This window comes from Mammaliicoccus fleurettii (assembly GCF_002018435.1).
Taxonomy (GTDB): Bacteria; Bacillota; Bacilli; order Staphylococcales; family Staphylococcaceae; genus Mammaliicoccus; species Mammaliicoccus fleurettii.
This window is the reverse complement of the sequence record NZ_MWJM01000017.1, coordinates 1-11,485: the sequence shown is the minus strand read 5'-3', so window position 1 is coordinate 11,485 and position 11,485 is coordinate 1. Positions and strand designations below refer to the sequence as shown.

The following is an 11,485-nucleotide window of genomic DNA, read 5'->3' as shown; positions in this document are numbered from 1 at the left end:
AATATTATTTGAAAAGAGGTGTATTGATATGACTAAAAATAATGAACAATTATCTTTAGAAGTAGCAGCTTTAACTAGGGAAACTAAAGAACTTGGAATTCCTATTATGATTGTATTTGAGGGTGTTCCAGCTTCAGGGAAGACAAGACTATCTAACGAACTTTTATTAACACTTGATGCAAAATACACGCGTTTTATACCTACAAAGTCTCCTACAAAGGATGATCTTAGGTACCAATTTTTACAGAAATATTGGAACAGTTTACCTGCTAGAGGAGATATTAACATTTATTTTAGAAGTTGGTATGCATATTTTATTGAATACCAAGAAAATAAAATCAAGAATTCCATTTATAATAAATATCATGTATTAAAAAGACAAATACAGAATTTTGAATCGATGATTAAAGATGATGGGTATGAAATAATTAAGTTTTATATTGAGATTAGTGATAAAAAAAGAAAAGCGCATTTAAAAGAAATGAAGGAAAATCCACTTACAAATTGGAAAGCACAAGAATATGAAAGTGCTATAGCTGATGATGTTTACCATAAAGAGATGCATAAAATTTTAAAAGATGCACCTAAAGATGAATGGAAAATTATTGATTATACAGAAAAAGATGAAGCTATTAAATCAATGAATCAACATATTATAACGCGTTTAAAAAGTGCCATTCAACTACATAAAGAGACTAAGAAAGTAAGTGATGGCAATTTTAGTGATAATTTTAAATCTGAATTACTTAATCAATCTATTGAAAAGATAAACAATAAAACATACAAATCATTAATAGGTGAACTACAAAGCAGGTTAAAAGAGCTGCAATTTGCTTTGTATGAAAGAAAAATACCTTTAATATTGGTGTATGAAGGAATGGATGCTGCCGGTAAAGGTGGAAATATAAAAAGAGTAAGAGAAAAATTAGACCCAACTGGTTATGAGGTCAATGCAATTAGTGCACCTACAGATGTCGAACTTACTCATCATTATTTATGGCGATTTGCAAAAGATATGCCAAGAAGTGGGCATGTTGAAATATTTGATAGAAGTTGGTATGGCAGAGTCTTAGTTGAAAGAGTCGAAGGATTTGCAACTAAAGATGAATGGTCACGTGCGTATCAAGAAATTAATCAATTTGAGAAAATGTGGACGGATGAAGGTGCAATTGTATTAAAATTCTTTTTAACTTTAGATAAAGATGAACAGCTAAAAAGATTTAAAGAAAGAGAAGAAACCCCTGAAAAACAATGGAAAATAACCGATGAAGATTGGCGTAATCGAGAGAAATGGGATTTATATATTGAAGCTAGTCACGATATGATAGAAAAAACAAATACCGATTACGCACCATGGCACATTGTACCAGCTGATAATAAAAAATCAGCAAGAATTGAAGTGTTAAAGTATATCATTAAAAAATGTGAAGAAGCTTTATGGGGCGTTAAACAATATTGAAAAATAAAAGCCAAGGATAAAAATATCCGAGGCTTTTTATTTTTATGAATACATATTAATAAATGTTTGATAAATAAGGTTAGATACTTGTGATTGTTTTTCTATTTGTTCATTAAGTTGATCTTTAAAAACAATTTGACCTAAAACTACGATACCATTCATTCCCATATGGGCAACGATTGGTACGATGATTCTTTTAGTTAAAACATATAGCCCACTAAAAACAGTTCCCATTACTACATAGATTAAAGTATGTTCGGGGTCTGAATGTGCTAGAGAAAAGACAAACGAACTGACTAATACTGCGATTATAAAACTTAACCATTTAGGTGCTTTAATCATATTATATATTTCACCAAAAATTAATTTTCGGAATATCAGTTCTTCAAGTATAGGACCAGCTAATACGATATAAATAATCAATATATGTGATTGTTGTGCAATCTTCATAAGATTTTGCGTGTTACCGCTCTCCATAGGTTGATTAAGAATATAAGTATTGATTAAAGCTGCGATTATTTGTCCGAACATTGCAAGAAATATTCCCGCTATGCACCAAAAAATAACATATACCCATGGTTCTTTTGTTTGTTTCTCAAGACGAGTTGGATTTTTAATATTTGAGTTCATAAACCATAATAATAACACTGCAATGATAGCTGAAGCAGACATCCAAGTTAAACTAATCTCTAATCTTGTGATTTTAGATAGTCCTGAATCCGCGTATAAGCTATTTGGTATAATTGCTATCGTTTGTACAACGGCAAATAATAGTAATGTAGCAATGTTGACAGTTAGTCGATTAAATTGCATATTTCAATTCCTCCAAAAATAAACATGTACATATTGTACCTTATTTAGTACGAAAAGAGAAAAAATTAAGTTATATTGCTTGTAATTTTGACCAAATTTGATTATTATAAAAATGTAGTTAGCACTTAAGTATTAAGAGTGCTAATATTAATAGCGCCAAGGAGGATTTTATAAATGTTAAAACCATTGGGAGATAGAATTATTATCGAGAAAACAGAAACAGAACAAACTACAGCTAGCGGAATTGTATTAACAGATTCAGCTAAAGAACAGTCTAACGAAGGTAAAGTTGTAGCTGTTGGACCAGGTAAGCGTTTAGAAGATGGCACAAGACTTACTGTAGATGTTGCTGTAGGAGATCAAGTTGTTTATCAACAATATGCAGGAACAGAAGTTAAACGTGATAAAGAGACATATATTATCCTTTCAGAAGAGGATATTTTAGCAGTTATAGAATAATTAATTTAGATTTGTTGAAGATATATTATGGAGGTATTATAAATGGCTAAAGAATTAAAATTTTCAGAAGATGCACGTCGTTCAATGCTCGCTGGTGTAGATAAATTAGCTAATGCAGTTAAAGTTACATTAGGACCAAAAGGACGTAATGTCGTTTTAGATAAAAAATTCACTTCACCATTAATTACTAATGATGGTGTAACAATTGCAAAAGAAATTGAATTAGAAGATGCATACGAAAATATGGGAGCTAAGTTAGTAGCTGAAGTTGCTAACCAAACAAATGATGTTGCTGGTGACGGTACGACTACAGCGACAGTGTTAGCTCAAGCTATGATTCAAGAAGGTTTGAAAAACGTAACAAGTGGTGCTAATCCTGTTGGTATTCGTGAAGGTATCGATAAAGCTGTTAAAGTAGCATTAGAAGAGTTACACAGAATTTCACAACCAGTTGAGAAGAAAGAAGAAATTGCTCAAGTTGGTTCTATCTCAGCAGCAGATGAAGAAATAGGTAAATTTATTTCAGAAGCTATGGAGAAAGTCGGTAATGACGGTGTAATTACAATTGAAGAATCAAAAGGATTCAGTACTGAATTAGAAGTCGTAGAAGGTATGCAATTTGATAGAGGATATACTTCTCCATATATGGTTACAGATTCTGATAAAATGACAGCTGAATTAGAAAATCCATACATTTTAATTACAGATAAAAAAATCTCATCATTCCAAGATATTTTACCTATTTTAGAAAAAATATTACAAACAAACAGACCGATTTTAATCGTTGCTGATGATGTAGATGGTGACGCATTAACTAACTTAGTATTAAATAGATTACGTGGAACATTTACTGCTGTTGCTGTTAAAGCACCAGGATTTGGTGATCGTCGTAAAGCAATGTTAGATGATTTAGCTATTTTAACTGGTGGACAAGTTATTACTGATGATTTAGGTTTAGACTTAAAAGAAACATCATTAGATATGCTTGGAGAAGCAGGTAAAGTTCAAGTAACTAAAGATGATACAACAATAGTTGAAGGTCAAGGAGATTCAGTTAATATAGATGCTCGTGTTGGTCAAATTAAAGCACAAATCGAAGAAACTACTTCAGATTTCGACCGTACAAAATTACAAGAACGCTTAGCTAAATTGGCAGGCGGTGTTGCAGTTATAAAAGTAGGTGCAGCAACTGAAACTGAATTAAAAGAACGTAAATTAAGAATTGAAGATGCATTAAACTCTACACGTGCTGCAGTTGAAGAAGGTATTGTAGCAGGTGGTGGTACTGCACTTGTTTCAATATATAATAAAGTAGCAGAAGTAGATGCTAAAGGCGACGTTCAAACAGGTGTGAATATTGTATTGAAAGCTTTAGAAGCACCATTACGTCAAATAGTTGAAAATGCTGGATTAGAAGGTTCAATTATAGTTGAAAAACTTAAAAATGCAGATGAAGGTATTGGTTTCAATGCAGCAACAGACGAATGGGTAAACATGTTAGATGCAGGTATTGTGGATCCAACAAAAGTTACACGTTCAGCATTACAAAATGCAGCATCAGTAGCAGCAATGTTCTTAACTACTGAAGCGGTAGTAGCAGATATACCAGAAGACGAACCAGCTGCACCAGATATGGGCGGCATGGGCGGTATGCCAGGCATGATGTAAAATAGCCATCAAACGTTGATTTGAAGGCATTTAGCAAATATTAATGACATAATTTTTATTGACGTTTCCCATTAGGTTACTAAACCTTTGGGAAGCGTCTTTTTTGTATGATTTTGTCGTTGCTTTACTTGGAGAAATAGTGTAATATATATACAAATGATCTAGCCATAACTCTACTCGGGTTATGGCTATCTTTTTAGGAGTTATGAATTAAATGAAACCTTTTAAAACACATAATCAACAGTTGAAAATTTTACGAGATAGAGGATTAGAAGTCCCTAGCGAGAAGAAAAGGGATTTAGAAAATGAAAACTACTATAACATAATAAACGGATACAAGGACTTATTTTTATGTTTAGATAGTCAAGAAGTACCTGTAGTTCCAGAAAGATTTACTTTAACACTCACTAACTAGTGGGTGTTTTTTCTTTAAGAGCGTTATAATTGCAATAATAAATAAAATTGAAACTAGATTTTAAAAGGAGTTGTCCAATTATGACAGAGGTTGTAGCAAAATTAGAAAATGCGACTAAGTACTACGATAAAGTAGCAGTTTTAAATAATATAAATATAGAACTCAATTCTGGTACGATATTAGGATTAATTGGTCCTAGTGGATCAGGGAAAACAACTACCATTAAATGTTTGATGGGTATGGAAAGTTTAGAATCAGGTCATGCTATAGTATTTAACAAAGATATACCAAATAGAAAAGTGCTTAACCGTATAGGTTATATGGGCCAAAGTGATGCATTATATGAAAATTTATCTGCTCGAGAAAATTTAGTATTCTTTGGCAATCTAATGGGTTTAAAAGGAGAAAAATTAGAACAAGAAATGGTAACAAATATGAAGTTAGTGAACTTGGAGCAAGATATGGATAAAATTGTTTCTACTTTTTCTGGAGGTATGAAAAGAAGACTTTCTTTAGCTATTACACTCATTTCAAACCCAGACCTTATAATTTTAGATGAACCAACTGTAGGTATTGATCCTAGTTTAAGAAGGGATATTTGGAAGCAGTTGAACAGTTTAACTAATAAAGGTAAATCAGTGATTGTGACAACGCATGTTATGAGTGAAGCGGAAAGATGTGACTATATTGGTTTAATAATTGAAGGTAAACTTTTTGAAATAGGTACACCACAAGCATTGAAAGATAAATTTAATGTTAACACTATTGAAGAGGTGTTTTTACAAGCTGAAGAAGGTGATCATCATGAGGTTTAAAGCTATTTTTATAAGAGTTGTTAAAGAGCTCATTAGAGATAAAAGAACACTTGCATTAATGCTATTTGCGCCAATATTAGTATTAACACTTATGTATTTCATATTTAATACAAATTCAGAAACTAATTTAACAATAGGTATAAATGAGAATGTTCCGAGTACAATTACAAAGGAAATACCAAAAGATAAAGTAGATATTAAAAGTTATGAGAATACACATTCGATTAGAAAAACGATAGAAAAATCAGAATTAGATGCATATATAGAAAAAAGAGGTTCGGATTTGTATGTCACATATACAAATGAAGATCCAAGTAAGTCTAGTGCGACTAAGCAAATAATAAGTACCGTATTACAAAAAAATAAAATGCAAGATGTGGTTAATGTTATTGAGAAACTGCCCAATAATCTGAAACAAAGTAACTCAAAAGCTTCTGAAGAATTGAAATTAGACAATCATTATTTATATGGAGATTCAGATAGTACTTATTTTGATAAAATGTTTCCTATACTAATTGGATTCTTTGTATTCTTCTTTGTATTTTTAATATCTGGTATTGCTTTATTAAGAGAGAGAACAAATGGTACTTTAGAACGTTTGCTTGCAACATCAGTTAAAAGAAGTGAAATAGTATTTGGATACTTAGCAGGATATGGCTTATTTGCTATTTTTCAAACAATCATTATCGTTTTTTATGCAATTTACTTATTGAAAATAGATTTAGCTGGGAGTATTTGGTTGGTAATATTAATTAATATTTTAACTGCTCTTTCAGCTTTAGCAATGGGAATATTTGTTTCTACATTTGCAAATTCTGAATTCCAAATGATTCAATTTATTCCTATAGTAGTGATACCACAAGTATTCTTCTCTGGTATTATTCCGTTAGAAAATGTTGCAAGTTGGATTAGCGTAATTGGTTATTTATTCCCATTAAGATATGCCGGTGATGCTTTGACGAATATAATGATTAAAGGACAAGGATTTGAATACATTTGGTTTGATATGTGTATATTACTTGTATTTATAATAGGATTTACAATTTTGAATATAGTGGGATTGAAGAGATATAGAAAAGTATAAAAAAATGTCATATTTTTATTAGGAAAGTGAATAAAAGGCTTGAATTTATCAAGACAGGTCCAACATGATAAATAGAGTGTCTGAATTTATCAAGACAGAGCAAACATGATAAATAGAGCGTTTGAATTTATCAAGACGTGGTCAACATGATAAATAGAGCGGCTGAATATTGCAAGACGAGACAAACATGATAAATAGAGCGGCTGAATATTGCAAGACGTGGCCAACATGATAAATAGAGCGGCTGAATATTGCAAGACAGAGCAAACATGATAAATAGAGCGGCTGAATGTTGCAAGACAGGCCAAACATGATAAATAGAAAGGCTGAATATTGCAAGACGAGGCCAACATGATAAATAGAGCGGCTGAATTTATCAAGACAGGCCAAACATGATAAATAGAGCGGCTGAATTTATCAAGACGAGGCAAACATGATAAATAGAGCGTTTGAATTTATCAAGACAGAGCAAACATGATAAAATAGACATAATTTGTAATAAAGGGGAATAGCTATGATTAGAGCTGCTCAGAAGAAAGATGCAAAACAGTTAAGTGAGTTAATGTATATTATATGGAATGATATGGAACTGCCTTTAGTTGTTAATAATGACAAAGTTACAGTGTTGAAAGTCATTGAACAAAGTATAGTTGAAGGAAATTACAGAAATAACTATAAACATATCCATGTATTCGAAGTTGATGATGAATTAGCAGGATTTATAAATTGTTATGCTGGCGATGATGAAGCACAACTTGAAAACAATTGGTTAGAGATAGATTTTAACGAATCATTTAATTTAGAAAGTACACCTTTACCTGAACATGAAACAGACAATGGAGATTTTTATATAGAATCTGTTGCAGTATTTACGAAATATAGAGGAAAAGGGATTGCATCTAAACTAATAGAATTTACTTTTGAAAATGCTAAAAAATTAGGATTTAAACAAGTTTCATTAAATTGTGATTTTGATAATAAAGGTGCATTGAAATTGTATAATAAACTCGGCTTTGAATCTTTAACTGATAGAGTTCTAAGTGGACATGATTATAAATATATGGTGAAGAAAGTTTAATAGAGAAAAACTAACACTTGATTAGCGCTAATCAAGTGTTAGTTTTTTTTCTCTATTTCAAGTAGTAATTCCTTTCTTTCTATACCACTAGAATATCCTCCTAATGAACCATCTGCTGCGATCACTCTATGACAAGGGACTATAAGCGTAATGAAATTTTTGCCATTTGCATTTGCAACTGCACGAAAGGCAGTCGGCTTACCTATATTTTCTGCAAGTTGTTTATAAGAAATGGTTTCTCCATAAGGTATTTCACATAATGCAGTCCAAACTTTTTGTTGAAAAGGTGTGCCAAAATTAAACTTAATCGGCGTTGAAAATGAATCTAATTTACCATCGAAATAGCTATTTAATTCTTGTTCAAGATTATCTAATACTTTATTACTTTGTAAAAGTACATCAGTCTTAAGTTGTTGTTTAACAATTTGTAATTCTTCTTCAAGAGAAGGCTTATTAATAAAATGCAACATTAATAAATGCGTTTCATCAGCAATTGCTAACATTTCACCGGCTTTGGTATGAATAAACTTTTGATATAAAGTCATAATTATCACTCCTATTGAAATTTTAACATATTTAAACTGTATGTACTTATTTATCTTAAGTGGCTAATTACTATGAAATATTGCTTATAATAAAGTATTCCCTTACAATAATGTTAATAAAGTTGAAAGGATGATGTTTTATGATGGTATTAAATAACTTGTTTCAAGATAACTTAAGAATGGGTGGCCATAATTCCTAATATATAAATTATAAGGGGAATTAAATGAATTTATACCAACTAGGCATCAAAAAAGAACAGCTAGATTTTTTCGAAGAATACTTTACAAGCGACTTTCAACTTGGAAGAATATCATTTGTTGCTCAAAATCATTTTAGAATTTTAACAACAAAAGGTGAATGTAAAGGAGAAATTACACAAAAATTAGTTCAAAATAATTCTATTCCTGCAATAGGAGATTGGGTAATAGTTAACGAATTAGCTGATTTTCAATTAATTATTGATATATTACCGAGAATTAGTGAATTAAAACGTCAATCAAAAAAACATGAATCACTAAATCAATATATTGCGACAAATTTAGATGAAGTATTTGTCGTAATGGGTTTGGACAACGATTTCAATTTAAATCGATTAGAAAGATATATAATTCAAATAAATGAGAGTAAAGCTAACCCAGTCATTATATTGAATAAAATGGATACAATAGAGGATTATAAAGATAAGGTAAAGCTTGTAGAAGATAGAGTGAAAGATATACCAATTATCGTAACAAGTGTAACTAAAGGTATCAATTTAGAACAAATAAAAAATAGATTTCATGAAGGTATGACGGCTACTTTAGTCGGTTCTTCTGGAGTGGGTAAATCCAGTATTGCTAATTACTTGATAGGCAATGATACATTAAAAGTAAATTCAACGAGAGATGCAGACAGTAAAGGTCGTCATACAACTACTCATAGAGGATTATATTTCATTGAACCTAATGGGATTATAATAGATACGCCGGGTATGAGAAGTCTTTCGATATCAGCTGATAAAGAAGTTATTGAGAATAGTTTTGAAGATATTATGGATTTAGCAAAATATTGTAAATTCAAAGATTGTTCTCATGATAATGAACCAGAATGTAGGGTTCAAGAAGCTATAAAAAGTGGTGAATTAGATCAAAGTAGATACGACAATTATTTAAAGCTACTCAGAGAAGTAGCGTTTAATGAATCTAAGGTATCAAAGAAAGCAGCTTCAGAGAAGAAACAAGAATGGAAAAGTATTACAAAATCTAATCGCAAACGAAATAAAGTGAAATATTAAAATAACAGGCTGAGACATTTAATTGTCCAGCCTGTTATTTCTTTTTATTGCTCTTTTTACGATCACTACTTCTACTAATGAAGGCAGCAACTAAAAATAAAATGGATGCTAATGTAAATTGAATACCAGATTGTCCGCTAATTTCAAAACCTAATCCAATAATTAATGAGACAATCGCTAATCCTAATAGAGCTTTTGTAATTGTAGACATAAAATTGACTCCTTTTCTTAATTTATATTATATCAATTTTTATATTGTAATCCAAAAGGATAAGTACTTTTAAAAATAAATTATGAAATTTAGTAAACATGCTTTTAATTTTTATAATTCTCGTCTAGTATAGAGGTATCATAACAATGAAAGAGGATGACTTTCTATGAACCCACTAGCTTTAGAATTGAACGAACAATTGAAAAAGGAATATCCAGTATTATTAGATATGCTTTCTGATTTAGGTAAATCAATTTATTATCCAAAAGGTATATTATCACAATCTGGTGAAGCAAAAGGCACTAAATATAATGCTACGATTGGTATGGCTACAACTGACGAAGGTATCATGTACGCAGATGCTTTATATAATCAGTTTGGTGATCAAGATCCAAGTGATATTTTCCCTTATTCTCCACCACAGGGTGATGAGAGATTACGTACACTTTGGGAAAAGAAAATTTTAAAAGATAATCCTGATTTAAGTTCTAATGACATTTCTAAGCCAATAGTCACTAATGCATTAACACATGGTTTATCATTAGCTGGTGATTTATTTGTAAATGCTCAAGATACAATTTTGTTACCAGAACATAACTGGGGTAACTATAAACTAGCATTTGGTGTAAGACATAGTGCTAATATTGAAACTTATCAAGCTTTTGAGGAAGATGGAAGCTTTACATTAGAATATTTCAAAAATGTTCTTGAGAATTATAATAAAGAAAAAGTAGTATTAGTATTAAATTTCCCTAATAATCCAACAGGTTATACGCCAGTGGTTAAAGAAGTTGAGGAAATGGTAGCATCAATTAAAAAATTAGCAGATAAAGGCACACAAGTTATTACATTAGTAGATGATGCCTATTATGGCTTGTTCTTTGAGGATGTATATAAACAATCTGTGTTTACAGCTTTAACACAGTTAGACCATGAAAATGTTATGCCAGTCAAAATAGATGGTGCAACAAAAGAGTATTTCGCTTGGGGATTCCGAGTAGGGTTCCTAACTTTTGGCAGCAAGAACGAGAAAGTTAAAGATGTATTAGTAGCAAAATTAAAAGGATTAATTAGAAGTAATTTATCTAGTTGTTCTTTACCTAGCCAAACAGCAATTATTCATGCAATGGAAGATCCTTCATTCCAATCACAAATTGATCAAAACATTAATATTTTGAAAGAAAGATATGAAGTAACTAAAGAAGTTGCATATCGTGATGCATATAAAGAATTGTGGACACCGTATGCATTTAATTCAGGCTACTTTATGGCTGTTAAAGTAAAAGATGTAGACCCAGAAGAATTAAGATTACATCTCATTAATAACTATAGTATTGGTATTATTGCTTTAAACAAAACAGACATTAGAATTGCATTTAGTTGTATCGAAAAATCAGATATTGAACATGTATTTGAATCAATCGCTAACGCAATTCACGACTTAAAATAATAAATTCAAAGTAGTCCGGATACAAAAGTTCTGGAAAATTAATAAGAGCAAAAATTCAATGTTAACATTGAATTTTTGCTCTTATTTTTTCTGACTTGTGAGAATAAAGGTATTCTGTGACTAAGTGGTATCAGTAAAAGTCAAGTCCATAATTTTGTGTAATATCTTTAGATGTAATCAACCATTGGTTTTTCTATGGTATTAACAAAATATA

The 11,485-nt window shown here is 30.8% G+C and carries 11 protein-coding genes and 1 pseudogene; 9 read left to right on the top strand and 3 right to left on the bottom strand.

From position 1 onward, the window contains the following. The first annotated feature begins 28 nt into the window (after nt 1–28). Nucleotides 29–1,459 (top strand): phosphate--AMP phosphotransferase, encoded by a 1,431-nt coding sequence (locus B2G86_RS11320; RefSeq protein ID WP_078358279.1) that lies wholly within the window; start codon nt 29–31, stop codon nt 1,457–1,459. Nucleotides 1,460–1,501: 42 nt separating this feature from the next. On the opposite strand, the gene mroQ is transcribed toward B2G86_RS11320, so the two are convergent. After that, nucleotides 1,502–2,272 (bottom strand): intramembrane glutamic endopeptidase MroQ, encoded by a 771-nt coding sequence (gene mroQ, locus B2G86_RS11315; RefSeq protein ID WP_078358277.1) that lies wholly within the window; start codon nt 2,270–2,272, stop codon nt 1,502–1,504. A gap of 174 nt (nt 2,273–2,446) precedes the next feature. Here mroQ and groES point away from each other — a divergent pair, with 174 nt between their 5' ends. The 6 genes and pseudogenes from groES (at nt 2,447) to B2G86_RS11285 (ending at nt 7,791) form a co-directional block, all read left to right on the top strand. Then, a complete protein-coding gene (gene groES, locus B2G86_RS11310) occupies nt 2,447–2,731 on the top strand; it encodes a co-chaperone GroES (RefSeq protein WP_078358274.1) in 285 nt (94 codons plus the stop codon). 42 nt (nt 2,732–2,773) lie between these two features. Then, nucleotides 2,774–4,399: a chaperonin GroEL gene (gene groL, locus B2G86_RS11305; protein ID WP_078358271.1), complete on the top strand. Its 1,626-nt coding sequence runs from the start codon at nt 2,774–2,776 to the stop codon at nt 4,397–4,399. Nucleotides 4,400–4,613: 214 nt separating this feature from the next. Further along, nucleotides 4,614–4,793, top strand: a pseudogene (locus tag B2G86_RS11300) (Abi family protein); the annotation flags it as partial. A gap of 101 nt (nt 4,794–4,894) precedes the next feature. After that, nucleotides 4,895–5,629 carry an ABC transporter ATP-binding protein gene (locus tag B2G86_RS11295; protein WP_078358270.1) on the top strand — a complete coding sequence of 245 codons (735 nt, stop codon included), beginning with the start codon at nt 4,895–4,897 and terminating at the stop codon, nt 5,627–5,629. After that, a complete protein-coding gene (locus B2G86_RS11290) occupies nt 5,619–6,713 on the top strand; it encodes an ABC transporter permease (RefSeq protein WP_078358269.1) in 1,095 nt (364 codons plus the stop codon). Before B2G86_RS11295 ends, B2G86_RS11290 begins: the two co-directional genes overlap by 11 nt. Before the next feature lie 514 nt (nt 6,714–7,227). Continuing rightward, nucleotides 7,228–7,791, top strand: a complete 564-nt coding sequence (locus B2G86_RS11285) for a GNAT family N-acetyltransferase (protein ID WP_078358267.1) — start codon at nt 7,228–7,230, stop codon at nt 7,789–7,791. A 38-nt stretch (nt 7,792–7,829) separates the two neighbouring features. On the opposite strand, the gene B2G86_RS11280 is transcribed toward B2G86_RS11285, so the two are convergent. Next, entirely contained in the window at nt 7,830–8,336 is a 507-nt protein-coding gene (locus tag B2G86_RS11280; protein ID WP_078358266.1) for a methylated-DNA--[protein]-cysteine S-methyltransferase, read from the bottom strand. Nucleotides 8,337–8,560: 224 nt separating this feature from the next. On the opposite strand from B2G86_RS11280, the gene rsgA reads away from it, so the two are divergent. Next, the gene (rsgA, locus tag B2G86_RS11275; RefSeq protein ID WP_078358265.1) at nt 8,561–9,610 is read left to right on the top strand and encodes a ribosome small subunit-dependent GTPase A; all 1,050 of its coding nucleotides are present in this window, start codon (nt 8,561–8,563) and stop codon (nt 9,608–9,610) included. Between the two features lie 34 nt (nt 9,611–9,644). On the opposite strand, the gene B2G86_RS13445 is transcribed toward rsgA, so the two are convergent. Next, nucleotides 9,645–9,821, bottom strand: coding sequence for a hypothetical protein (locus tag B2G86_RS13445; protein WP_170167693.1), 177 nt, complete (start codon nt 9,819–9,821; stop codon nt 9,645–9,647). Between the two features lie 166 nt (nt 9,822–9,987). Here B2G86_RS13445 and B2G86_RS11270 point away from each other — a divergent pair, with 166 nt between their 5' ends. Next, on the top strand, nt 9,988–11,271 hold the full coding sequence (locus tag B2G86_RS11270) for an aminotransferase class I/II-fold pyridoxal phosphate-dependent enzyme (protein ID WP_078358263.1): 1,284 nt from the start codon (nt 9,988–9,990) through the stop codon (nt 11,269–11,271). Nucleotides 11,272–11,485 lie beyond the last annotated feature (214 nt).

Bases quoted from the DNA above. Each gene is read 5' to 3' on its own strand.
- B2G86_RS11320 (WP_078358279.1), top strand. From the start codon at position 29: ATGACTAAAAATAATGAACAATTATCTTTAGAAGTAGCAGCTTTAACT.
- mroQ (WP_078358277.1), bottom strand. From the start codon at position 2,272: ATGCAATTTAATCGACTAACTGTCAACATTGCTACATTACTATTATTT.
- groES (WP_078358274.1), top strand. From the start codon at position 2,447: ATGTTAAAACCATTGGGAGATAGAATTATTATCGAGAAAACAGAAACA.
- groL (WP_078358271.1), top strand. From the start codon at position 2,774: ATGGCTAAAGAATTAAAATTTTCAGAAGATGCACGTCGTTCAATGCTC.
- B2G86_RS11295 (WP_078358270.1), top strand. From the start codon at position 4,895: ATGACAGAGGTTGTAGCAAAATTAGAAAATGCGACTAAGTACTACGAT.
- B2G86_RS11290 (WP_078358269.1), top strand. From the start codon at position 5,619: ATGAGGTTTAAAGCTATTTTTATAAGAGTTGTTAAAGAGCTCATTAGA.
- B2G86_RS11285 (WP_078358267.1), top strand. From the start codon at position 7,228: ATGATTAGAGCTGCTCAGAAGAAAGATGCAAAACAGTTAAGTGAGTTA.
- B2G86_RS11280 (WP_078358266.1), bottom strand. From the start codon at position 8,336: ATGACTTTATATCAAAAGTTTATTCATACCAAAGCCGGTGAAATGTTA.
- rsgA (WP_078358265.1), top strand. From the start codon at position 8,561: ATGAATTTATACCAACTAGGCATCAAAAAAGAACAGCTAGATTTTTTC.
- B2G86_RS13445 (WP_170167693.1), bottom strand. From the start codon at position 9,821: ATGTCTACAATTACAAAAGCTCTATTAGGATTAGCGATTGTCTCATTA.
- B2G86_RS11270 (WP_078358263.1), top strand. From the start codon at position 9,988: ATGAACCCACTAGCTTTAGAATTGAACGAACAATTGAAAAAGGAATAT.